This window comes from uncultured Polaribacter sp., from assembly GCF_947503875.1.
In the GTDB taxonomy this organism is placed as follows: Bacteria; Bacteroidota; Bacteroidia; order Flavobacteriales; family Flavobacteriaceae; genus Polaribacter.
The window spans coordinates 42,235-68,753 of the sequence record NZ_CANNFH010000002.1; the positions used below are offsets into that span (position 1 = coordinate 42,235).

Below are 26,519 nucleotides of genomic sequence, written 5' to 3' on the forward strand. Positions count from 1 at the left end.
AGCATGAAAATTAAATTATTTGCAATCTTAATTTTAGGAATCACTCTTGCTTTATCAAGTTGCAAAAAAGATGTAAATCCAAAAGTTGTAGCAGAAAACAAAGCAGCGGCATCAGAAAAACCAAATATCGTTTATATTCTTACAGATCAATGGAGAGGCAGTGCTTTGGGGTATGCAGGCAATCCAGATGTAAAAACACCAAATTTAGATGCTTTTGCAAAAGAAGCTGTTAATTTTACAAATGCCGTTTCTGTAACGCCAGTTTGTACACCACACAGAGCAGCATTGTTAACCGGTAAATTTCCTACAACAACAGGTATGTTTTTAAATGATTTGCATCTTCCTGCAGAGGAAGAAACAATGGCAGAAATCTTTAAAAAAGAAGGATATACAACTGCTTATTGGGGTAAATGGCATTTAGATGGCCATGGCCGTTCTAATTACATTCCAAAAGAAAGAAGGCAAGGTTTCGATTTTTGGAGAGCCTTAGAATGCTCTCACAATTACACAAAAATGCCGTATTATGACAATGATAATCAGGAGTTAAAACATTGGAAAAAATATTCTCCTTTTGCAATTACAGAAGATGCCAATCAATATTTAGAGCAACAGGCTAAAGGGAAAAAGCCGTTTTTAGCTGTAATTTCTATTGGTACACCACATTATCCTCATAGAAGTGCACCAAGGAAATACAAAGAGATGTATGCTCCAGAATCGTTAACTTTAAATCCTAATGTTTCAGAGAATTTTAAAGAAAGAGCGCGAGAAGAATTACAAGGCTATTACGCGCATGCTACTGCAACAGATGAAGCTATTGGGAATGTTTTAAATAAAATTAAAGAATTGGGCTTGTTAGAAAATACCATTATTGTTTTTTCTGCAGATCATGGAGAAATGATGGGAGCACATGGTGTTAAACCTTTTGTAAAACAATTGGCTTGGGACGAATCTATTAGAGTACCTTTTTTAATTAGGTATCCAAAAATTGATAAGCATAAAGGCAAAGTAGTAAATGCGCCGCTAACAACTCCAGATATTTTACCTTCTTTATTAGGCTTAACAAATATTGCTATTCCAAAAGATATTGAAGGAGAAAACTTGTCAGAATTAATTAAAAATCCAGATCTAAATACAGATAGAGCTGCTTTAGTAATGCTTACAGCTCCATTTGGTGCTAACTTTAATGATCAACCTTATAGAGCCATAAGAACTAAACAATATACGTATACACGAACTCCAAAAGGACCAAGTATGTTTTATGATAATCTTAAAGACCCTTATCAGCAAAATAATTTATTAGGTAAACCAGAATTTGCTGAAATTCAAAAGGATTTGGATGTAAAATTACATAAAGAATTGGAAAAAATTGGAGATGAGGTAAGGCCAAGAGCCTACTATATGAAAAAATGGGGTTATAAGTTTGACGAGAAAAGAAGGGCTATCGATTTTTGGAGTTGGAAAGAAGGAAAGGGAAAAGTACAATCGCCAAAAGAGCTTTAAAAGCAATTATTTAAGACAAACATTATTTTTAACTGATATTACTTTTTGGTTTTAATATTCTTTTTTTAAGGATAAAAAAACAATAGATTAATTTTTATTTTGATGATTTTTTAGTCAGAATTTTGCATTATAAAATTGACACAGATATTAGACTATATATCAGTAAACACTTAAATAATAGACTTGTTATTTTTAAAAACACATATTTAAAGCGATTACTTTTTTTATCGCTCTGTATTGCTAATGTTTTTCAGGACAGGACAGGATACAATTACTTACCTTTACCTTTATTTTTATTTTTTGTAATCCAGAATAATCAAATTCATTTTTTTTAATATTTAAGAAAATATTCTATGTTTAAAAACAGTTTTTTATTAGTACTTATTTGTTCCATTTATGGTTTTAATACCATAAAAGCTCAGGAAAAACCAAATATCATTTTTATTTTAACAGATGATCAGCGTTTTGACGCTATTGGTTATGCAGGCAATAAGTTTGTAGAAACCCCAGAAATGGACGATTTAGCAAAAAAAGGAACTTACTTTAAAACGGCAATTGTTACCACACCAATTTGTGCAGCTAGTAGAACTAGTATTTTAACAGGTTTGTACGAAAGAGCGCATAATTTCAACTTTCAAACAGGTAATGTTAGAGATGAATATATGGATGAATCTTACCCAAGATTGTTAAAAGATAATGGCTATTATACAGGTTTCTATGGGAAGTACGGTACAAGATACAATCACTTAGATAAGCAATTTGATGAGTACGAATCTTACGATAGAAATAATAGATTTAAAGACAGAAGAGGGTATTACTATAAAACTATCAATAAAGATACTGTTCACTTAACAAGATATACAGGTCAACAAGCAATTGATTTTATCGATAAAAATGCAGATAATAACAAACCTTTTTGCTTGTCTTTAAGTTTTAGTGCTCCTCATGCACACGATGGTGCTCCAAAGCAATATTTTTGGCAAGAACCTCTAGATGCAATGTTAGAAGGTACTACCATTCCTGAACCGGCATTAGGAGATGATAAGTATTTTGAAGCGCAACCAAAAATTGTTAGAGATGGTTTTAACAGATTACGTTGGACTTGGAGATATGACAATCCTGAAAAATACCAACACAGTTTAAAAGGATATTATAGAATGATTTCTGGAATTGATTTAGAAATCAAAAAAATACGTGAAAAATTAAAAGAAAAAGGTCAAGATAAAAATACAGTTATCATCTTAATGGGAGATAATGGGTATTTCTTGGGCGAGCGTCAGTTTGCAGGAAAATGGTTAATGTATGACAACTCAATTAGAGTGCCTTTAATTGTTTTTGATCCAAGAGAAAACAATCATCAAGATATTGATGATATGGTTTTAAATATTGATGTTACACAAACCATTGCAGATTTAGCGGGTGTAAAAGCACCAGAATCTTGGCAAGGTAAAAGTTTAATGCCAATTGTTAGAAAAGAGAAGAAATCTATTGAAAGGGATACTGTTTTAATTGAGCATATTTGGGATTTTGATAACATTCCACCAAGTGAAGGTGTACGTACTAAAAAGTGGAAATACTTTAGATACGTAAATGATAAAACTATAGAGGAACTTTACAATCTAGAAAAAGATCCACAAGAAATTAAAAACTTAGTTGGTAAAAGAAGATATAGAAAAGTTTTAGCAAACTTAAGAGCTAAAACAGACGAGCTAATCAAAAAGAATGGAAATCATTTTAGAGCTGCACCAACAGATTTAACTGTAGAATTAATTAGACAACCAAGTACTGAAGTTGAAATCTTTGATTTAAAACCAGAATTTGGTTGGACCGTTCCTTTAGGTGCAAAATACCAAGGAGCCTATCAAATTTTAGTAGCATCAAACAAAGCAAGTATAGATGCAAATAATGGTGATGTTTGGGATAGCAAAAGAGTAGCATCATCAAAATCTACAGACGTAGAATATGCAGGAAATGCTTTAGAAATTGGGAAAACCTATTTTTGGAAAGTTAGAATTTGGGATGAAGCCAATAGATTGGTAGATTATTCTGAGGCGCAACAATTTACAACTGGTAAAAGTGATGATTATATAATTTCTACAGAAAATAAATATTTAGTAGATAAAGTAAAACCTGTACTTTTTGAAAAAAGAGGGAATTTTTACTTTATGGATTTTGGTAAAGCAGCATTTGCAACCATAGACTTTAATTATGAGGCTAAAGAGCCACACACATTAACGGTTAGAATTGGTGAAATGCTAAATGATAAAGGAAATGTAAATAGAGTAGTACCAAGAAAAAGTAACATTCGTTATCAAGAAATTAAGGTTGATGTAAAACCTGGTAAAACAAAATACCAAATAGAAATAAATCCAGTACCAGACTTACGTATGAAAGGGCCAAGTAAGGCGATTCCTTTACCAGAAGGTTTTCCTGTATTACAACCTTTTAGATATGCAGAAGTTGAGGGAGCTAGAATGGATTTAAAAGGTGAAGATTTTGAACAATTAAGACATACAGGTTATTGGGAAGATAACGCAAGTGATTTTAGTAGTAATAATGATATTTTAAATCAAGTTTGGGAATTTTGTAAATATTCTATTAAAGCAACAACTTTTAACGGTTTATATGTTGATGGAGATAGAGAACGTATTCCTTATGAGGCAGATGCATATTTAAATCAATTAAGTCATTACACAACAGATAGAGAGTTTGCAATTGCAAGACGTACCATAGAATACTTTATGGAAAATCCAACATGGCCAACAGAATGGCAGCAACATGTTGCGTTACTAATCTATGCAGATTACATGTATACTGGTAATACAGAATTAATAGAACGTTATTATGAACCTTTAAAGCATAAAACGCTTTATGAATTGTCTAATGAAGATGGTTTAATAACATCAACAAAAGTTACAGAAGAGTTTATGTATAAGTTAGGTTTTAAACCTGGTTATAACAAACCATTAACAGATATTGTAGATTGGCCTTCTAAGAATTTTGCAGGAAGTAAAACAAAAGGAGAACGTGATGGTTTTGTATTTAAACCATACAGTACAGTTATTAATGCGTTCTTTTATGAGAACATGAAAATTATGACTGAGTTTGCTAGCATCTTAGGAAAAACACAAGAAGCTTTAGATTTTGAATACAGAGCTGCAAAAGCGAAGAAAGCAGTTAACGAACAAATGTTCGATAAAAAGCGAGGTGTTTATGTTGATGGAATTGGTACAGATCATGCATCTTTACACGCAAACATGATGCCTTTAGCATTTGGATTGGTGCCAGAAGAACATTTTAAGTCTGTAGTAAATTATGTAAAATCTAGAGGAATGGCTTGTAGTGTGTATGGAGCTCAATTTTTAATGGATGGTTTATATAATGCAGGTGAAGAAGATTATGCGCTTAAATTATTAGCGAGCAAAGCAAAAAGAAGTTGGTATAATATGATGAGAGAAGGATCTACAATTTCTTTAGAAGCTTGGGGTTATGAATATAAAATAAACTTAGATTGGAATCACGCTTGGGGTGCAGCACCAGCAAATATAATTCCTAGAGGTTTATGGGGTATTAAGCCTAAAACACCAGGGTTTGGTATTGCAACTATTAAACCTCAAATGAGTAACTTAAAAAATAGTGCTATAGAAGTACCAACAGTAAGAGGTACTATAAAAGCAAAATATACTTATAATGGAAAAAGATTACAGACTTATGAAATTGAAATTCCAGGAAATATGGTTGCAGAATTTTCTTTAAATGGTTCAGAAGGTAAAGAATTTATCCACAATGGAAAAAGCGTACCATCTGCATTTAAAATTGTTAGATTAACGCCAGGTAAACATACCATACAATTAAAAATAAATTCTTTTTAATTTATTGTAAATAAAATACGGCGAACTTGTAAGTTTATTTAAAAATACTAGACTTAATTATGTATATCATTAATATTTAAAATAGAAAAATGAAAAATATATTTTGTCTAGTATTTGTTTTTGCATTTTTAAATTCAACTTTCGCTCAGACTGAATTAGTAGCAACATTAAAAAGTGCTAGTAGCGTAACAGAAGACGGTGAAGGTGGGCTCTTTTTTGCTGGAGAGCGAGATGTGAATTTTAGATTTGGGAAAAGAATTTCACCACATGGAGATTGTATTGATGTTATAAACGGATATGCATTTGTAACTTGGTACAAAGGAGGTATGGATAAGCGAAACTTAATGTTATCCAGAAAAAACTTAAATGTAGAAAATTCACCTTGGGTAACTATAGAATTTCCACATCAACATGTAGGTCAAGGAGGAGAGTTGTTTAATGGAATAGGAATTAGAGGAGATTCTCATAATACAGCAGCTATTGCTATTAGTACTATAGACAATACCATTCACATTATTTATGATTTACATGCCTATAGAAGAAGTTCTTTACCAAGTGTATTTTTTAATTATTCTGTTTCCGAAAAAGAAAAGGCATTTGTACCAGATGAAGATTTTAAATTAGATATTTTTAAACCAAAACAAACAGAACTTAAATCGGGTCAGAATTATGAGCGCATGACTTACCCAATGATTCATAGAGCAGAAGATGGTAGTTTAGTTGCAAGATATAGAAGAGGTGGTTCTGGTAATGGAGATATTTTAATGGCACATTACAATGGTACTTCTTGGACTAATAATTGGTTATTTCATGAAGGCTCTTTAGCGGTTCCAAATAGAAATAATATGTATGGAGGAGAGCGTTTTTTACACGGTAAATTTTATTCAGGTTTTTCCATAAGATATTCAACAAATAATAGCACAAGTACAAGTAACGGCTATATGCTAAATAGTGGATTATATTATGCTTACACAAATGGTATTCCTAAAAATCAATCTACCCAATGGTTTGATGTAAATGATAATCCAATATCTCTACCCATAAAAAATAATATAGATGCTACAAAAGATCCCGTACAAATTGGTCAACCAGGAGACGATTTTGGTACAGCTACATTCCCTAGGTCATCATCAGATCCAGCTTGGACAGTTACAGAAAACGGTGCAATTCATTTTGTGCAAAGAGTAGATAATATTAATGTACATTATTACAAAAAAGCAACTGATGCTAATTTTTCTAAAAATGCGGGTGGTTTAATTCCTAATCCAGACACAAGAGGAGAAGTATACAGCTACAAAAACCATGTTTTTATGGTTGAACTCATCAGTGGAAAAATTACTATTAAAACTACTTTAGAAGGAGAAAATAATTGGAAAATAATTTATACTGGTCAAGATGTTACTTCTTTTGACCATTTTGATGCTTTTGTGAATGAAGATAAGCTGTATGTGTATTTGATGGAAGATACTGGAAATAATACTGTTGGTGTAGGTGATAAGCGCCCGTTATATTTTCAGGAATTCAGTTTATCTGAAACCACAGTTCAAGAAGATAGAAAACCCATTGTTGTTATAGAAGCAGAAGAATTTACAACGGCTTCTACTGATATTACTATTGGCACAAATGTAGCTGCGTCAAATGGAAAGTATATAGATGCTTTTAGAAACAATCAATTTTTAGAATATAAATTTAATATTGCAGAAGCTGGTGATTATGATATCGTGCTATTTGTAGCTGTTAGAAACAGAGACGACTCTACTATGGATGTAGCAATTAATGTACAACAGTTTAATAATTTTCCTGTTGCTAGAACAGGAGATTGGAATATTTATGGCGAAAATAGAATTGAAAATGTAACCTTAAATCAAGGAGAAAATACCATTAGAATTACTCAAAAAAGGTCTTTATCTAGTGAGCCAGATAAAATAGAAGTTTTTTCAAATGCAGTTTTAAGTGCAGCCAGTTTTAACAAAAACACAATTAACGTATATCCAAACCCAAGTAAGGGTGTTATTACTGTTAATACAACTGCAGAAAGTGTAAACTATCAATTAATAAGTGCTCAAGGTAGATTATTACAGCAAGGTGTTGTAGAAAAAAATAGCTTAGATTTTTCAAACAAAACCAAAGGAATCTATTTTTTACGTTTAATTTCAGCAAATAATACAACCACTACAAAACGGATTATTTTAGAATAAAACTCATAAAATTAAAACAGAACACCATTCTTAAAAAGAAATATTTTAAGAATGGTGTTTTTTTATACCTATAATTTACAAAAAGAAGTAAAAATTGAACGTGAAAGCACAAGGTAGTTGTTTTGATTTAAATTTTTAAATGTCCAATTTTTTTTTACAAAAAGAGTTTTTTATATCAAATATTATAGGGTTTATATAGTAAACATTAAAGGTAATTTTGAGTATTTTGTTTAAAATTTGTATCCAAAATTACCTTTAATGTTTGTTATATTACCTAATTATACATAACAGTACAGGATACTCTTTTTTTAAATAACCTTTAAAATTGTTACATAATTCAATTAATTTAAACTAGAAATCTCCACCATCCCCTGATGATTTTTAGTTCAAAAACTTTAAACTATTATGAAAAAAATTACTTTAAAAGGTTTTGCCTTTTTATTTTTTAGCTTAACCATTTTACAGGCTACAGCCCAACAGTTTTTAGGAGAGGGTACTTATAAAATTAGAAATGAAATAAGTGGTGGTAGCCTTTATTTGTCTGATGTTGTTAGTGGTAATCAGAACAGTGAAAATGGTAAAATTGTGCGTTTTGTGCCTTTGAATGCAACAACTGTGCCTGGTACAACTCAAAATGTTAACACTCAAGACTGGCGTGTCATTAGATCTGGTGATTCATTCGAATTCCAAGGAAATCAGTATGCTGAATATTACTTTCAGTCTACACAGAACACAACAAATTTTATTGAATTTAATAACACTACAGCCACTACAGGTACTAGAGCTAGACATAGAGGAACAGCAGCTGCTAAATCTGACGAAAACTTAAGAGGATTTATAATTCAAAAGAAAGCTAATAATGCTTATCGTTTAATTTCTACTGCTTTAACAGCTGCTGGTACTGTTTATGTAGGTACCTTAATTACAGATGGTGGTGGTACCAATTTAAATCAAAATCCAGGTATAATTGGAGATACCCGTGGTGAGTTTTTCTTTGAATTAGTAACAGCAGGTGCAAATACTAATACTTGGTTAGGTACTGGTGGTGCAAATGTAAAAAGATGGACAGATGCTGGAAACTGGAGTAAGGGTACTGTGCCAACTGCAACAGATAATGTATATATTCCAGATGATCAGCCAAATGACCCAGAATTACCTGGTACTTTAACAGGTGGTGTTGCAAACAATTTGGTAGTAGAGCCAAGTGCAGTTTTAACAATTTCTTCTGGTAGTTCTTTAATAGTGTCAGATAAATCTTTTGGAGAAGTAAGTCCAAGATTTAACATTAATGATACAAATTGGCATTTAATAGCTAGTCCAACAGAAGACATGGAGTATATTTCTGCTACAGGAACAGATTGGATAACTACTTATAATATTGATGATGTTGCTGGTACTGGAAATAACGTGGGTATTGGTAATTATGATAATACTGTAGATGCAGACGGAGAATGGTCTTATTTACAAAGTACAGATGCTACCACTAAAACTTTTACAACAGGACAAGGTTATGCTATCAAAAGAAAGTCTCCAACTACAGGTCAGGTAAGATTTCCAGGTACTTTAAAAACAGACGATTTTACAAGTACTATTAGTGTTGGGAATATGGGGACTGCAAATGAGAATAGATGGAATTTAGTAGGGAATCCATATACGGCTTATATTTTAGTAAGTGATTTAGTTACTGCAAACTCAACTAATTTAACAAGTACGCATCAAGCAGTATATGTTTGGAATAATAATAAAGTGGGTGGTGCAGGTTATGAAGCATTAGCGGGTACAGATTATATTCATCCTGCACAAGGGTTTTTTGTAAATGCTGCAAACTCTACGGCAGATAACTTTACAGTTACTACAGCAATGTTAAGCGATAGAAATAATGTTACCTTTTTTAAAAACGCTGCTACATCAATTGAATTGTTTGTAGAAGAAGGAGAAAATATTGCAAAAACAGAGATTAACTTTTTAGAGAATAAAACAACAGGTTTAGACCCTAGTTTTGATGTTGGAACATTTACAGGTGCAGAGGCTTCTAACTTAAATGTGTACACTCAATTAGTATCAGATAATAATGGTGTTTCTTTTTTAAGACAAGCTTTACCAAACACAAATTTGGATAACATGGTTGTTCCTGTAGGCGTAACAGCTATTGCTAATTCAGAAATTACGTTTACAGCAAACGCTTTAAACCTTCCAGAAGGTTATAAAGTCTTTTTAGAAGATAGATTACAAGATACATTTACAAGATTAGATGAAGAGAATGCAAAATATACTGCAACAGTAAATGCTAACTCTACAGATGGTCGTTTCTTTTTACATACTTCTGCAAAAGCAGTATTAAGTGTAGACTCAGACGTATTAGAAAGTGTAAGTATTTATAAATCTAATGCCTCTACATTAAGAATTGTTGGTTTATCTCAAGGAGAAACAAATGTAAAATTATTTAATGTTTTGGGGAAACAAGTGTTAAATACTAGTTTTAATGCACAAGGCGTTAAAGAAATTGCTTTGCCAAAATTAGGAACAGGTGTTTATATTGTTCAATTGGAAACTGAAACTGGAAAATTAAATAAAAAGATAGTTTTAGAATAATAGCTTTAACAATAACCTTTAATTAAGACATCATGAAAAAACATAAAGTAAATACTAAAAATAAAGAACAAGAAATAACGCGTAAAGATGCCATTAAGAAAATAGGAAATTACGGAAAATATGCGGCATTAACTGCATTAGGTACCTATATGATTTTAAATCCTCAAAAAGCTCAAGCGCAAAGTCCAGAGGCTCCTGGTACTGGGTTTTAAGTACTTACTGTTCAATAAAAAAAAACCAACTTATTTTTCTATAAGTTGGTTTTTTTTTTATTTTTTTCAAAACCTGAGAGTACAGGATATATATTATGTATATGAACAATATTTTTACCGAAGATTAACTTTTTTATTCAAAAAATAAAAAATTATCAATAAAAAATAAACTCAACTTTTTATAAAATAACAATGCAGAAAAACTTTATATTATTTTTAATCTTGTCATTAGTCCTACATTCATCAATTGTAAATGCACAAGAAAGTAGAGTAAAGTATAATTTCAATCCAGATTGGAAATTTACTAAAGCAAACCCAACAGATGCGCAGATGGTAAATTATGATGATTCTAGTTGGTCTACTATTAGCACGCCTCATACGTTTAACGATACAGATACTTTTGACGATTTAAGCATTGGAAAACATATTGGTGAGAAAAACCAATTTAGAGGCACAGTTTGGTACAGAAAACACTTTAAATTACCAAAATCAGATGCTGATAAAAAGGTTTATATAGAGTTTGAATCTGTACGTCAAATTGCAGATGTGTACATTAATGGATCGTATTTAGGAACCAATAAAACTGGTTTTATTCCTTTTGGATATGATATTTCTAAACATTTAAAGTTTAATGGTGAAGAAAATATTATTGCAGTAAAAGTAAACAACGATAGAGGAGAACATTTTAGAGAAAATTTTCCATTAGTTTGGCATCATGAACATTGGCATCCAAACCACGGTGGAATATACAGAAATGTATTTTTACATATCATGAATCCTGTTCATATTACTTTACCATTGTATGATAATTTAAAAACAGTGGGTACTTATGTGCATGCAGAAAATATATCAAAAAAGAAGGCAGACGTTCATATTTCAGCAGAAACGGTAAATCAATCAAAAGAAAACAAAAAAATTACTTTTGAAGCTAAAATTATTGATGCTGATGGTAAAGAGGTTAGTTGTGAAAGAGAAACGGCTGTTTTAAAAGCAGGAGAAACTGCAACTTTTTCTACAAAAAACAAAGTAAAGAATCCTAATTTATGGTACACTAGAAAACCATATATGTATAAAGTAGTAACCACTTTAAAAGAGGGTAGTAAAGAGTTAGACAGTTACACAACTCCATTAGGAATTAGAACTTTTAAGTTCGATAAAGACTCAGGTTTTCATAATAATGGAGAGCATGCCAAATTGCACGGTTGGGGACAAAAACCAACTGCGGGTTGGGCAGGTTTAGGAGCTGCACAACCAGATTGGTTAAAAGAATTTACCTATCGTTTAATGGACGAAGCTGGTGGTAATTTTATACGTTGGGGACATTGTGCTGGTTCGCCTGCAGAAATTGCAATGGGCGATAAATATGGTTTTGTAACCTTAATGCCTGGTGTAAGTGGAGAGTCTCAAGACGAAGGCGAAACATGGGATATTAGAATTGCTGCCTTTAGAGATATGATTGTCTATTACAGAAATCATCCATCCATTTTTATTTGGGAAGGTGGTAATTGGGCAGAAACATCTGCACATTACGAAGAAATATTAGAAATCATCAATACTTATGATCCTCAAGGAAAAAGATTAATGGGGAACAGAAGAGCAGATGTAAAAGAAGATTCAGAACAGTATATTTCTATAGAAATTGGTACAGAAGGTTGGCAAAGAGAATATGCGCATTTGCCTTTAATAGAAAGTGAATACTTAAGAGATGAAGGTGCAAGACGTGTTTGGGACAAACACACACCAGATGATAATTTTTGGACACATCCAAACATTTCTAAAAACGTTTATAAAATTGGATCAGAAATTTTTGCTGTGCGTCAAGTAGAAGATTGGTGGGATAAGATGGGTAAAAAATCTTACCATAGTGGAGGTGCCAATTGGGTGTTTTCAGATGGAACACATGGAGGAAGAAATCCTACAGAAGTTACCAGAGCAAGTGGAGAGGTTGATGCTGTAAGATTAAAAAAAGAGGCTTTTTATGCAACAAAAGCAATGTGGAGACCAGAAGCGCAAATCCATGCAATTGGGCATTGGAATTACGAAAAAGGGACGCAAAAAACAATGTATGTTGTGTCTAATTGTACAAAAGTAAAACTCTACATCAACAATAAATTAGTTGGTACAGATGAAAAAGCAGACAATGGTTATTTATTTAAATTTCCAAAAGTAAATTTTGAAGCAGGAGAGTTAAAAGTTGAAGGCTATTTAAATGATAAACTGTTGGTTTCTCAAACTAAAAAAACAGTTGGAGAGCCTGTTGCCATTAAATTAACTTCTAAAGTAGGTCCAAAAGGTTGGTTAGCCAATGGTGCAGACATTGCTTTAGTTGATTTTGAAATTGTTGATAAAGATGGGAACAGACATCCTTTAGGTAGAAACACTGTAGATTTTACAATTACAGGTCCTGCAATTTGGAGAGGTGGTTACAATAGTGGAAAACCAAATACCACTAACAATTTATTTTTAGATGCAGAAGCAGGTATCAACAGAGTTGCAATACGTTCTATGCTAAAAGCTGGTGAAGTTACAATTACAGCAACCACAAAAGGTTTACAACCGGCTGCAATAACCATTAATTCTAAAGCGGTGGACATTGAAAATGGTTTGTCAAAATTACTTCCACAAGAATATGTTGTGAATTCTAAAAATGAAGAACCTTTGCCAATTTATAATCCTAAAACAGAACCTTATAATCCTGCTAGAGTTAATAAAAGTGACTTGTTTGTTAAATTTAGTTATACAGGAAATGGTAAAGCAGTGCTAAGAAAAAATGTACATTGGGGTAAAAAAGCTTATACAGATATGGAACATAACTATACTGTAATTCCTAGATATTTGGTAGGTTCAGAATATATTAGAGTGCCAAATTCTGACGGTAAATATTGGGCAAGAGACCAACTGCAATTTATAGCAGGAGCAGATATGATTATTTATGTTGGGCATGATGATACCGTAGAAAGACCTGTATTTTTAATAAAAGATTATACAGATACTGGAGATGATGTAAATCTAGGTGGCGTAAAAATGTCGCTCTTTAAAAGAATTGCAAAAAAAGGAGAAAGCATTATTATGGCTGGTAATAGTGATGGTGATGTGCCAGAAGATAGCAGAATGTATTTTGTGATCGGAAAGAAACTTAAAAAGTAAAGCCTATATTTTAAACTTTTTTTCAAAAGTAAAAACAAAGGTATCCTGTATTATATAACCATTATAGTACAGGATACTTTTTTTTACCATACAAACTAGTTTTAGTAACCCAACTTATAAATTTACAATGCACTCAGTTTCTAAAAATATAGCAGCTCATAAAAAATCTAAAATGTTGCTCTTTGCATTTTTGTTGCTGTTTTTTTCTGAATATTTTGCTCAAAATACTATAAAAATAAAAATGCCAAAAGGGCGTATTGCTTTTACTTCTGATGGTAATTTACATGATTCTGACGATTGGGGAGCAACTGCTTTCTCACTAGCATTTATTCATTATGCAGGTTTAGAAAAACATTTTGTGCATTATGATTATAACAATCATCTAGGAAAATCTAGAGCAAGTTGGGAAAAAATAATGGACGACGCTGCAAAAGGCGGTGCCAAACGTTTTGGTTTGGATGTTAGTAAGGTTTTTAACAATCAAACAGAACAGGAAGATGCTATTGCAAATTTTGTAAAAGAAGCTAAAAAAAGTAGTAAAAATAATCCGCTTTGGTTTATTTGTGCAGGCCCAATGCACACTGCCTATAATTTAATTAAAGCCACACCAAAAGAGAAAAGGCAATTTATACATGCCATTTCTCATAGCAAATGGAATGAAGAACACAGCCATGGAGCAACAAAAATGACTTGGGCAGACATGAAAAAAGATTTTCCAACGGTTGTTTATCATGATCTTATAGATCAGAATAAATCTAATGGAGAAGATGATTTTCAATCCCATATTAAGAATTGGCAATGGCTCAAAGAAAGTGAAAATCCAAATTGGCAATGGTTGTATACAATTGATGATACTTATCAAGTAGATCAATTAGAACGTTGGAAATCGAATACAGAAAAACATTTTGATATTTCTGATGCAGGCATGACCTATTGGTTAATTACTGGAGGACCAAATGGAGGTAATGATAAAGCAGGTTGGAAAGAAGTAAAAGCGCTTTTTACAAACAAACCGATTGAAAATAATAGACCAACCCCAGAAATTAAAGTTACAGCAAAAGATTACATTTTTATAGAGGCAGAAAGTACAAAATCAAAGTTGCAAAAATGGAATCGTATTCAATTTGGCGATGCTAATTATAAAGCAAATGCTTCTGGTTTTTCTTATTTAGAGTTTACTGGAAATCAACCGGATTCTCCAAAACCAAACTCGCCTTTAAAATATAAATTTACAGCACCAAAAGACGGGAACTTTAGATTGTTGTTGAAGAGCAGCAAACGTTTGAAAGGAGATAAAGCAGATTGTTGCAATACTATTTCTATTAAAATGGCTGGTAATTTTAAATCGGCAACAAGTCTTTCTAAAAACGAATTGAAAAATTATACAAAATTTTTTCTAGAAGAAAATGAAAAAACACTGAAAAAAGAATGGCATTGGGCACAAAAAGCAGAAAATGGAGCCCATATTGTTCACGATTTAATTTATCAATTTGAAAAAGGACAAAACTATACACTTACTTTAGCAGGAAAATCAAAACACTTTAATGTAGATTATTTGCTTTTTTATAACTCAGATAAATTAAGTTTAAGAGATGCTAAAGAGTTTTTCAGTAATCATAAAAAGTAGCTTTATAAAAATAGTTTTGCCTTCAATTTAATTGTTCATCAAAAAAGAGTAGTTCTAAGATTTTGAATGGTAAAAACTTATCTAAATTATAAGATGTATTGTCAATTAATTTTCAAAAAAAAGCTAACTTTAACCATTATAGTACAGGATACTTTTTCTATTCTTAGCATCTATTTTTAAAATTTAAAATAGTCTACAAAGAAGTTTATAAATATGATATATTCTAATGTTTTTAAAGTATTGACAATCATATTTGTATTTCTTTCAGCAACTGTTAAGGCGCAAAATCCTATTGTGCCAAATAAAGGTTTAAACGATCCTCATATTCATATTTTTAACGATACTGCGTATGTTTACGCTTCACATGACAAATCCATAAATAATAAAAAATTTATTATGGAAGATTGGTGGATTTGGTCTTCTCCAGACTTAGTGAATTGGACAAAAAGGAGTGTTTTAAAACCAGAAGACACCTACATTGGCGATAAAAACTTTACCAGAAGTTGGGCAACTGACGTCGCTTTTAGAAACGGCAAATATTATTGGTATTTTTCTGAAGGAAATCAGCAAACAGGAGTTGTTGTAGGAGATACACCTGTTGGTCCTTGGAAAGATCCTTTAGGGAAACCTTTGCTAACCTCAGAACTAACACCAACAGACGAATATGATATGGCTATTTTTGAAGAAAATGGCGAGCATTACATTATTTTTGGTGTTTGGGATTACTACATAGCAAAACTAAATTACGACATGATTAGTTTGGCAGAAAAGCCAAGAAAAATCATTATAAATAATCCTAGAGGGCCTTACAATCAAGATGGTAAAAATTCAGAAAAACCTACAGACGACAAGCCTTTTGTGCACAAATACAAAGATAAATACTATTTATCTTGGGGCTGTTTTTATGCTATGGCAGATGATTTATACGGACCTTACGATTATAAAGATTCCGTAATAAAACAAGAAAGTTTTGCAGAAGGTTATGATGCGCCTACATGGCCAAATGGCTTTTTACAAGGCAGACATGGTTCTTTTTTTGAATGGAATAACCAATGGTATTATACCTATTGTGATATTAGCCAAACAGGAAACAGATATTTTAGAGATACTTTTATAAGTTACGTGCATTATAAAGAAAACGGAGAAATGGCAACCATAAGAGTAGATGGTGTTGGTGTTGCCAATTACAATGGAAACAAAAAAATAGAAGCAGAAGATTACTTTAAAGCAGAAGGATTTTCTAAAATTGAAACTGAAAATGGTTTTGGTATGCAAACCCAAGCTAATAAAAGTTATGTTTATTATACAAACGTAAAGAATTTAGCAAATAAAACGAAGCTTACAATTAAGGTGACTGGGAAAAAATCTGGCAAATTTTCTATTAAAGTAGTGAGAGATCATATTAATGGAGAAATTATAGGCAAACAAACGTTTGAATTAACAAGAAATTCAGAAAAAAAGGAAGAATTTAACATAAATTTGAAATCGTTAAAAAATAAAGAAAACCTTTATTTTTTAATAAATCAACTAAACAATAATCAATTACTAATCGATTCATTTTCATTTTCAAAATAATAAAAAAACCAATGAGAAAATTACTAGTCCTGTTTTTAGGTGCAACGCTGTTGCAAGCCTGTGGCGAATCATCATCAACAGAAAAAGATTACAAAGACGCCTCTTTATCTATAGATGAGAGAGTAGAAGCGCTTTTACCAAAAATGTCTTTAGAAGAAAAAGTTGCACAAATGCGAATTTTTCATGCAAATATTGGTACAAAACCAGACGAAAATGGAAATTTAAAATTATCTGAAAGAGTAATTAAAAAATTAAAATTAGGTATTGCAGGTATTAAAAACCCAGGAGAACACATAGATCCTGTGGCTGCAGCAAAAATGAATAATGAATTACAGAAATACATTATTGAAAACAACAGATGGGGTATTCCTGCTTTATTTGTAACAGAATCTTATAATGGTGTAGATGCAGCTGGTTGTACGTTGTTTGGTAGACCAATGACTTCTGCGGCGTCTTTTAATCCAGATTTGGTACAAAGACAATGGGATGTTGTAGGTAGAGAAGCACGTTTAAGAGGGATGCACATGTGTCATTCGCCAGAAGCAGATATTGTTAGAGACCCACGTTTTGGTAGAATGAGTGAGGCTTTCGGAGAAGATACGTATTTAACCACACAAATGGTTAAAAACGCAATTATTGGTGTGCAAGGAAATTACGAAGGTTTAGGAGCAGGAACACATATTGGTGCTGTTGCCAAACACTTTGCAGGTTATGGCCAAGTTTTAGGAGGTTCTAACTTTGCAGCTATAGAAATTTCTGAAAGAACTTTAATAGATGAAATTTATCCGCCTTTTGAAGCGGCAGTTAAAGAAGCAAAAACATTAGGAATTATGGCTTCTCATGGAGATTTAAATGGAGTAGCATCTCATGGAAACAAAGAATTATTAACAGGTGTTTTAAGAGACGATTGGGGTTTTGATGGTTATGTAGTTTCAGATTCTAACGATATTGCTCGTTTGTATTATTTTATGGGTGTTGCAGAAACTCCAGAAGCAGCCGCGCAAATGGGTTTAGAAGCAGGTATAGATATCGATTTATATGCAGAAGATTCGTATTCTTATTTACCAAAAATGGTAGAAAAAAATCCAGAATTAGAGAAACTAATAGACAGATCTGTAAGACGTGTGTTAAGAACAAAATTCATTTTAGGTTTGTTTGATAATCCTTATATCGATTTAGAAGAAACTAAAAAGGGTGTTCGTGCAGCAAGTTCTTTAGAATTGGCAAAAGAATCTGATTTAGAGTCTATTATTTTATTAAAGAATGAAGAAAATGCATTGCCTTTAAACAAAAATAAAGCAACAAAAGTAGCATTATTAGGTCCTTTATTAAAAAAGAATACCAAAGAAATGTTTGAGGCTGCTGTAGGGAATAGCAACGTGAAATTTATGGCAGAAAAAGGGTTTAATTTAACGAATGAAAGAGGAGGTGCTCCAGAATTATTAGATAGAGACCCAAAAGCAATTGCCAAATTGGTAAATACAGCTAAAAGAGCAGACGTTGTAGTGTTGTTTTTAGGAGGTGATAAATATACTGCGAAAGAAGCGTATTTTAGCAACAGTACTTTAGGAGATAGAGCTACAATAGATCCTGTTGGTCCTCAAGATGAGTTGGTAGAAAAAATTACAGCTTTAGGTAAAAAAGTAATTGTAGTATTAAAACATAGAAGAACCTTATCTATAAATACAATTGCAAAACACGCAGATGCAATTTTAGATACTTGGGATTTAAGTGAATTTGGAGACCACTCTACAGCCAAAATTATTTTTGGTGATGTCTCTCCTTCAGGGAAATCACCAGTTACTATTCCAAGATCAATTGGGCAATTGCCTTATCATTATAGTATGAAAGAAATCAACTATAAAAAAGAATATTTATTCTTAGAAAAAGGACCGATTTATCCTTTTGGACACGGATTAAGTTATGGTGATTTTGAATATGCTGATATTACATTATCAAGTGCAGAAATTACACCAGATTCAGAAATTACAGCTAGTGTAACCGTTACTAATAAAGGTAATGTTAAGGCAAAAGAGGTAATACAAATGTATCTTAAAGATGAAATTGGCTCTGTAACAAGACCAGATAAGGAATTAAAAGGTTTCCAGAAAATTGAGTTCGCAGCAGGAGAAAGCAAAACAGTTTCATTTACCATTACTCCAAAAATGTTAGAGTTTACGGGTATTTCAATGGAAAAAGTACTAGAAGCTGGAGATTATACCGTAAAAATAGGAACTTCATCTAGTGAAAACTTAGAAGCAAAATTTAAATTAAAAAAATAGATTTAAAATGAACAAATCAATCTTAACATTATTAGCTGTAGCACTAACACTTTTTAGTTGTTCAGTATCACAAAATACAGTAGCTCAAAAATCAATTGATTTAGATAATGAAGCAATTCAAAAATCGATGATTAAAGCCTTAGAGTGGCAAGAAACACATCCTATTTTTGCAATTCATCCAACAGATTGGACAAACGGAGCTTACTACACAGGCGTTGCAAGAGCACATAAAACAACAAAGGACATGATGTATATGGCTGCTTTAAAAAACCAAGCAGTTGGTAATAATTGGCAGACGTACAAGCGTGTTTATCATGCAGATGATGTAGCCATTTCTTATAGTTACCTATATATTGCTTTAACAGATAAAAGAAGAAACTTTGTAGATTTAGAGCCTACAAAAAAGTTTTTAGATGCACATTTATATGAACCAAATAAATGGACAAGTGGGAAGTCTAAAGACATCAAAGGAGAAACTATTTTATGGTGGTGGTGTGATGCTTTGTTTATGGCACCTCCTGTAATTAATTTGTATGCTAAAAAAACAAATCAGCCTAAATATTTAGATACAATGCATAAATTTTATATGGAAACGTATAATAGATTGTATGACAAAGAAGAAAATTTATTTGCTAGAGATATGCGTTATGTTTGGCAAGGAGATGGAAAAGACAGCAAAGAACCAAATGGGAAAAAGATATTTTGGTCTAGAGGAAATGGCTGGGTAATTGGTGGTTTAGCTTTGTTATTAGATGATATGCCAAAAGATTACAAACACAGAAATTTCTATGTAAATTTATATAAAGAAATGGCTGCAAAATTATTAGCAATTCAATCTGAAGATGGTTTGTGGAGAACGAGTTTGTTAAGTCCAGAATCTTATGATCATGGAGAAGTTAGTGGTAGTGGTTTTCATACATTTGCTTTAGCATGGGGAATTAACAACGGTTTATTAGATAAAAAATACACGTCAGCAGTAAAAAAAGCTTGGAAAGGCTTAGCTGCTTGCCAGCATGAAGATGGTAGAGTAGGTTGGGTACAAAATATTGGTGCTTTTCCAGAGCCAGCTTCTAAAGATAGTTACCAAAACTTTGGAACTGGTGCCTTTTTACTAGCAGGTAGTGAAGTATTAAAGTTAAAATAATACTTTAATTCCATGAAAAAACTTAAAAATCGAGAACTAAGTTCTCGATTTTTTTTTGACAAATACATCAGGATAAAACAGGATAGCTTTTTGTGAATATAAAAGTAATTTTAACGCAATAAATTATCTGATATTAAATATAAATATATCCATTAACCATCAAAAGAAAATATGAAAAATACAATAGAAGGAAAAATAGTTGTTTCGGCCATCTTATTCAGTTTCTTTTTTGCATGTACTTCAGAAAATCAAACTTCTGAAAAAAGTGAAAAAGACAAAGAGATTGCCAACAAAGTTCAAGATTTACTAGGTAAAATGACTTTGGATGAAAAAATTGCTGAAATGACGCAAGATGCTCCTGCAAATGAGCGTTTAGGGATCCCTTACATGAAGTATGCAGAAGCATTACATGGAGTTTGGTTAGTTTTAGATTATTATGGAAATACAACTGTGTATCCTCAAGCTATTGCAGCTGCCTCTACTTGGCAACCAGAATTGGTTAAAAAAATGGCTTCACAAACAGCTATAGAAGCAAGAGCTTTAGGTGTTACACATACGTATTCACCTAATTTAGATGTTATTTCTGGAGACCCAAGATATGGAAGAGTAGAAGAATCTTATGGAGAAGACCCATATTTGGTTTCTAGAATGGGCGTTGCCTTTATACAAGGTTTGCAAGGAATGGGTGATGAGCAATTTGATGAAAATCATGTAATGGCAACAGCAAAACATTTTATTGGTTACCCAGAAAATAGACGTGGAATTAACGGAGGTTTTAGTGATATGTCTGAACGTAGATTAAGAGAAGTGTATTTACCACCTTTTGAAGCAGCTATAAAGGAAGCAAAAATTGGTTCTTTAATGCCTGGTCATCAAGATTATAATGGCGTTCCAAATCACATGAATACTTGGTTGCTTAAAGATATTTTAAGAGATGAATTAGGTTTTGATGGTTTAATTGTTTCTGATAATAATGATATTGCTAGGTTAGGAACCATGCATTTTATTGCTGAAAATAGAACAAAATCTGCCCTTTTAGGTTTAGAGGCAGGTGTTGATATGGATTTAGTTATTGGAAAAAATGAGAAATTAGCAGCGTATAATTCTAAAGTCTTAAAAGATACCATAACACAAAACCCAGATTTGGAGAAGTATATTGATATAGCTACAACGCGTATTTTAACTGCAAAATATAAGTTAGGTTTATTTGATGCAGAACCAAAAGAAATTGATACAGAAACTGTATATACAAGTACAAAAGAACACCAAGAGTTTTCTTATGAAATGGCCAAAAAAGCTATTATTCTATTAAAAAATGATAACAATGTTTTGCCTTTAGACATGTCTAAAATAAAATCATTAGCAGTTATTGGGCCAAATGCACATGAAAATAAACCTAAAAAAGGAACCTATTCTTTATTAGGTGGCTATTCTGGTTTGCCTCCATTTTATGTTTCTGCTTTAGATGGTATTAAAGCAAAAGTAGGCGATAAAGTAAAAATCAATTACGCAAAAGGTTGCGATTTGTTAAGCAACTCTAAAGATGGTTTTCCAGCAGCAATTGCAGCAGCAAAAAAATCGGATGCAGTGGTTTTAGTAATTGGAGGTTCTAGAAGAACTGGCGGAGAAGGAGTAGATAGAGCAGATTTAGATTTATATGGCGTACAGAAAGAATTGGTAAAAGCAATTCATAAAACGGGTAAACCTGTAGTTGCTGTTTTAATAAATGGTAGACCTTTGTCTATTAATTATGTGGCAGAAAATATACCATCAATTTTAGAAACTTGGTATTTGGGTATGCGTTCTGGAGATGCTATTGCAGATGCTATTTTTGGTGATGTAAACCCTGGAGGGAAATTAACTGTTTCTTTCCCAAGATCTGTTGGGCAAGTTCCTGTAACCTATTTAGAAAGACCAGATTTTATTGGTTCTGGAAAAGGGCAATTTAAAGATGCAGATAAAACACCATTATTCCCTTTTGGCTATGGATTAAGCTATACAACTTTTAAATATGGTACTCCTAAATTTAAAGATGCATCAATAAGTGTAGATGGAAGTACAACCATTTCTGTTGATGTAACCAATACTGGAGATAGAGCAGGAGATGAAGTAGTACAAATGTATGTAAGAGATGATTTTGCTTCTGTTGGGCGTTATAACAAAATGCTAAAAGGTTTCGAGCGTATTTCACTTGAACCAGGAGAAACTAAAACCGTAACGTTTACCTTAGGTTTTGATGAATTAAATATCTTAAATCAACAAATGAAAAGAGTGGTAGAACCTGGTACGTTTACAATTTCTGTAGGAGCATCATCACAAGAAAAAGATTTGCAAAAAGCAACTTTAAAAGTGAAATAATCGCTTTTGCACAGTAGAATAAGTTTTTATAACCTTTCAATAATTTTATTGAAAGGTTTTTTTATTTCGTTCGACTAAATTTAAGCATATAATTTAACAGTTTATAACAGGATAGTGCATGACGTTTGCACAAGCTTCAGAATTTATCTTTCAACTCTATAAAATAAGATCGATGAAAAAAATTATTTTTATATTACTTCTTACGCTGCCAAGTTTATTTCAAGCGCAATTATTTATTCAAGATTTTGATAGCTCAGCAGATCTTGCAGATTATGTAAGTGTTGTGCCTAGTATTGGAGAATTCAACGGTTTAACTCAAGGGCAATCTGGCTTAGTTACTTCAATAACTAATGGAGCTTTACAATTTGAAAGAACTGCACCAGCTACAATGTTTGCCTATAGAAATTTTAATTTTTCTGAAAATCCAACTTTAGTGCAGTTTGAGTTTGATTTTGAGTTAGAAAATTACGAATCGGGTACGCAAAATCCTTTATTTAACATTTTTATAGGGAATACTTTTTCTAACGCCTCATTTGGAAGGAATTCTTCATTTGCAAGTCGTCTAGGAATTGTTGGGAGAGACGGATCTAACGAATTTAGAGTAACAACTGTAGATAACATAAATGGTGCACCAAGTTCAAGTTTTTTTGAAGGAAAGCAGCGCATAACATTTATTATAAATAATTCTGGTAGTAGTCAAGATTTTGATGCTCCAGATGGCAATTCAACAACCATTCCTGCAGAAAGAATGCAAGTTTGGGTGGGCACAGTAAAAGTTATAGATAATTTTCCATTAAGAAATACAGCCTCACCAAAAGCAGATATTACTGGTTTTAAAATTCAAGCAACATCTCGTTCAGGTTTGGGTACTTTTTCTTTTGATAATATAGTGTTTAAAGACCTTTTAAATACTAGTCAAGGAGATACAGGAAGTTCTGGAACAGCGTCTTTAACACACCCACATATTTGGGTGTCTTCTTCAGATAAACAAGAAATATTAAATAATATTTCTAATTTTAGTTGGGCTAATAGTTTGTTTACGCAATTACAAACTCGTAATAGTGCTATAGCAAATAATCATGGCAATAATCCCTCTTCAGAGATTTCGGCAATACCTGCAATACCAGGTAACAGAACTACACACAGAACAAAGTTAAATATTGGTGCAGAATCAGCCATTTTATATTACCTAACGGAAGATGAAAAATACGCTCAGCTTGCTTCAGATATTTTAAATGAATATGTAAAATTGCTTAAAGACAGAAACCCAGTAACGCTTGAGTTTTATGCTCCAAATTTTAATCATTTAATACAATGTAGAGAATTGTTTACAAGAGTTGCAATGATCTATGATTTTGTAGAACCTTTTCTTTCAAAAGAAGGTACAACTGTTTATGATTTAGCATCTAGAAGTCAAGTTCCTTTTAATTTTGATGATGCCCAAAAAGCATTAGAGGTAATGACAGAAAATGTAATAAAAGTAGGCGGTAATGGTTCAAATCATCCTGTTTTAGAATTACCAGGTGCTCTGTACAGTGTAATGTGTATGCGAGATGATGCTAAAAGAGAAGCCTATTTTAATTTATTGATGAATGGTGCTGCTAATAGTAATCAACCAGGTATTAATTGGATGTTAGGTGAATTTTCAGACGAAGACCGTTTGTGGCCAGAAGCAGCTAATTATGCCAAATTTACGCACGCGTTATTTATTCAATTAATGAATGTGGTTGATAGATATAAGCCAGAGTTAAATATTATAGATGACAATAAAGACTTATTAGAAAGTATATTTGACTATGAAAATTACTTATACCCAAATGGAGCAACAATTGCATTTGGAGATATTGGAAGAACATTTACAGATCATGCTCATATTTTTAGAAGCGTTTTAGAAATAGCAGATAGAAAAGATTTTACGGATTTAAAGGATAGAGCTGCTTCAACACTGCAAAAAATTTATACAGAAGAGGGCGGCTATAGACCTGAGATTTTCAACCAAAGGTTAGAATGGCATAATCCGTTACAATTACTTTGGGGTGTAAATATAGATGCATCAGTACCAGCTACCGGCGAAATTAAACGTACTACAATTACTGCAGCTCATGCAGGTGTTGTAATGCAACGTAATTATTCTGGTGTAAATGATTTGCAAAATGGATTAATGTATTATACAGGAGGTGGCACTTACGTGCACGCACACGCTACAGGTTTAGATATGGAAATTTATGGAGCAGGCTATGTTATAGGTCCAGATTTTGGAGGCTCTCCAAGTCAATATGGTACACCTATTCATGAGCAATACGCAGTTTCTTATGCTGCACATAACACAATTATTGTAAACGGAACTTCTGGTAGAGGACCAAAAACTAATGGAGCTAGTACTTGGCAAAACATTGTAGATCCTATAGTTTTAGAAGCCTCAGAACCTAAGGTAGATATAGATCCAATAGCAGAAAATTTTAATTTTTCAGCACAGTTTTTAGATGATAATCAAAACGATGTAGATCAATTAAGAACAAATGGTATCGTGCGTACAAGCCCAACAACTGGTTATTATGTAGATATATTTAGGTCATTTTCTAATGATGAAAATAATTTTCATGATTATTTGTTTCATGGTTTAGGAGATGTAATGCAAATTAGATCTGGCACAAGTCCATTGGCATTAACAAGCACGCCAAACAGATATCAAAATGATGTTGGAGATGATAGAGAACAACCAGGTTGGAAATGGTATTCTGGCGCGAGAACATCAACACTAACAGGTAACCCAGTTACAGCGAGGTTTCATTTACAAGCAACAAATGATTATTTGCATGTTAACGTGCCTGGAGGTATTAATAAAGAATATAGCGCTGCTTTGGCACCGCCAACGCAAGAAGTAAGAAATGGCTATGATGAAAAGGATACCCAAATGTTTATTATGCGGAAGTATGGTGAAGCTTGGGACGAACCCTTTGTAGCGCTTTACGAGCCTTCTGGAAATGCACAAAGCACAATAGTATCTTCACAATTAATTTATAGTGAAGGTAAGGTTGTTGGTTTAGAAGTCTTATCTAGTGTGAACAACCAAGAAATTAGAGACATTATTATTGCGAATGATACAAATGTAGAAACACTAATTTTAGATGCTTATGAAATTGAATTTACAGGGCGTTATGCTATTGTTAGATCGCAGCCTAATTCATCAACAACAAATATTGCAATGTATATTGGTGAAGGTGAGCAATTAAAATTTTTAGACAACACTTTAGTCGCAGATGAAGAAGATAAAGCCTTTCAAGAATCTACTTTAGATTTTGTTTATACTGGACCAGCATCAGCTAATAATTTTACTGTTGAAGTTTTAGGAGAAACCTGTGTAGATAAAAGTAATGGGAGTATTAATATTACAGCAGCAGTAAATGGTAATTATACAGCCACTTTAAATGGTGTTAATTATCCTTTTAATAATAGCACAATTATTGAAGATTTAGAGCCAGGAGTTTATGAATTGGCCATAACCACAGAAGGAGTAGACGCTCCACAACTTTATGAATTAACAGTAGCAGGAGGCGTAACTTTATCAGGTAAAATAGCTGTAGGTAAACAAAGTTCTGCAGAAATTTCTATAGCAGAAGGTGAAGCACCATTTACGGTAATTAAAAATGGAGAAGTTCTTTTTGAAACACAACTTAAAGATTTTTCTATAAGCGTTAATAATGGAGACAATATAGAGGTAAAAAGCAAAAGTGCTTGTCAAGGAATCTTATCTAAGACTATAGATTTACTTGAAGATGTTAGGGCATATCCAAATCCATCTAAAGGAAACTTCGCCATTTTTGTGTCAACAGAACTAGAAAATGTTGATTTAGAAATTTATAATATCAGATCTCAACTAATAAAAAAAGGAACATATACGATTACTAATGGCAAACTTAGTTTAGATATAAGTAATATGCCAAATGGCGTTTATGTTGTAAAAATGAATGCAGACAAACCAGTATTTGTTAAACTAATAAAGAATTAATAA

General features: G+C 32.3%; 12 protein-coding genes. All 12 read left to right on the forward strand.

Going from position 1 to position 26,519, the window contains the following annotated elements; genetic code table 11:
• Positions 1 to 3 precede the first annotated feature (3 nt).
• A complete protein-coding gene (locus Q0684_RS02710) occupies positions 4 to 1,500 on the forward strand; it encodes a sulfatase (RefSeq protein WP_299012501.1) in 1,497 nt (498 codons plus the stop codon).
• A 353-nt stretch (positions 1,501 to 1,853) separates the two neighbouring features.
• Positions 1,854 to 5,372 (forward strand): sulfatase-like hydrolase/transferase, encoded by a 3,519-nt coding sequence (locus Q0684_RS02715; RefSeq protein ID WP_299012502.1) that lies wholly within the window; start codon positions 1,854 to 1,856, stop codon positions 5,370 to 5,372.
• Positions 5,373 to 5,461: 89 nt separating this feature from the next.
• Positions 5,462 to 7,570, forward strand: coding sequence for a BNR-4 repeat-containing protein (locus Q0684_RS02720; protein ID WP_299012503.1), 2,109 nt, complete (start codon positions 5,462 to 5,464; stop codon positions 7,568 to 7,570).
• 405 nt (positions 7,571 to 7,975) lie between these two features.
• Positions 7,976 to 10,162, forward strand: coding sequence for a T9SS type A sorting domain-containing protein (locus tag Q0684_RS02725; protein WP_299012504.1), 2,187 nt, complete (start codon positions 7,976 to 7,978; stop codon positions 10,160 to 10,162).
• Positions 10,163 to 10,194: 32 nt separating this feature from the next.
• A complete protein-coding gene (locus tag Q0684_RS02730; protein ID WP_299012505.1) occupies positions 10,195 to 10,374 on the forward strand; it encodes a hypothetical protein in 180 nt (59 codons plus the stop codon).
• 222 nt (positions 10,375 to 10,596) lie between these two features.
• Complete coding sequence (locus Q0684_RS02735; protein WP_299012506.1) at positions 10,597 to 13,521, forward strand: sugar-binding domain-containing protein; 2,925 nt, start codon at positions 10,597 to 10,599, stop codon at positions 13,519 to 13,521.
• A 127-nt stretch (positions 13,522 to 13,648) separates the two neighbouring features.
• Positions 13,649 to 15,148, forward strand: a complete 1,500-nt coding sequence (locus Q0684_RS02740; RefSeq protein ID WP_299012507.1) for a hypothetical protein — start codon at positions 13,649 to 13,651, stop codon at positions 15,146 to 15,148.
• A 213-nt stretch (positions 15,149 to 15,361) separates the two neighbouring features.
• Positions 15,362 to 16,723 carry a family 43 glycosylhydrolase gene (locus tag Q0684_RS02745; RefSeq protein ID WP_299012508.1) on the forward strand — a complete coding sequence of 454 codons (1,362 nt, stop codon included), beginning with the start codon at positions 15,362 to 15,364 and terminating at the stop codon, positions 16,721 to 16,723.
• Between the two features lie 11 nt (positions 16,724 to 16,734).
• Positions 16,735 to 19,005, forward strand: coding sequence for a glycoside hydrolase family 3 N-terminal domain-containing protein (locus Q0684_RS02750; RefSeq protein WP_299012509.1), 2,271 nt, complete (start codon positions 16,735 to 16,737; stop codon positions 19,003 to 19,005).
• Positions 19,006 to 19,012: 7 nt separating this feature from the next.
• A complete protein-coding gene (locus Q0684_RS02755) occupies positions 19,013 to 20,149 on the forward strand; it encodes a glycoside hydrolase family 88 protein (protein ID WP_299012510.1) in 1,137 nt (378 codons plus the stop codon).
• A 171-nt stretch (positions 20,150 to 20,320) separates the two neighbouring features.
• A complete protein-coding gene (locus Q0684_RS02760; protein WP_299012511.1) occupies positions 20,321 to 22,507 on the forward strand; it encodes a beta-xylosidase in 2,187 nt (728 codons plus the stop codon).
• 172 nt (positions 22,508 to 22,679) lie between these two features.
• The gene (locus tag Q0684_RS02765; protein ID WP_299012512.1) at positions 22,680 to 26,516 is read left to right on the forward strand and encodes a T9SS type A sorting domain-containing protein; all 3,837 of its coding nucleotides are present in this window, start codon (positions 22,680 to 22,682) and stop codon (positions 26,514 to 26,516) included.
• Positions 26,517 to 26,519 lie beyond the last annotated feature (3 nt).

Excerpts from the sequence above, each read along its gene's own strand:
- Q0684_RS02765 (WP_299012512.1), top strand. The coding sequence starts at position 22,680 with ATGAAAAAAATTATTTTTATATTACTTCTTACGCTGCCAAGTTTATTT.
- Q0684_RS02755 (WP_299012510.1), top strand. The coding sequence starts at position 19,013 with ATGAACAAATCAATCTTAACATTATTAGCTGTAGCACTAACACTTTTT.
- Q0684_RS02720 (WP_299012503.1), top strand. The coding sequence starts at position 5,462 with ATGAAAAATATATTTTGTCTAGTATTTGTTTTTGCATTTTTAAATTCA.
- Q0684_RS02745 (WP_299012508.1), top strand. The coding sequence starts at position 15,362 with ATGATATATTCTAATGTTTTTAAAGTATTGACAATCATATTTGTATTT.
- Q0684_RS02750 (WP_299012509.1), top strand. The coding sequence starts at position 16,735 with ATGAGAAAATTACTAGTCCTGTTTTTAGGTGCAACGCTGTTGCAAGCC.
- Q0684_RS02715 (WP_299012502.1), top strand. The coding sequence starts at position 1,854 with ATGTTTAAAAACAGTTTTTTATTAGTACTTATTTGTTCCATTTATGGT.
- Q0684_RS02730 (WP_299012505.1), top strand. The coding sequence starts at position 10,195 with ATGAAAAAACATAAAGTAAATACTAAAAATAAAGAACAAGAAATAACG.
- Q0684_RS02740 (WP_299012507.1), top strand. The coding sequence starts at position 13,649 with ATGCACTCAGTTTCTAAAAATATAGCAGCTCATAAAAAATCTAAAATG.
- Q0684_RS02725 (WP_299012504.1), top strand. The coding sequence starts at position 7,976 with ATGAAAAAAATTACTTTAAAAGGTTTTGCCTTTTTATTTTTTAGCTTA.
- Q0684_RS02760 (WP_299012511.1), top strand. The coding sequence starts at position 20,321 with ATGAAAAATACAATAGAAGGAAAAATAGTTGTTTCGGCCATCTTATTC.
- Q0684_RS02710 (WP_299012501.1), top strand. The coding sequence starts at position 4 with ATGAAAATTAAATTATTTGCAATCTTAATTTTAGGAATCACTCTTGCT.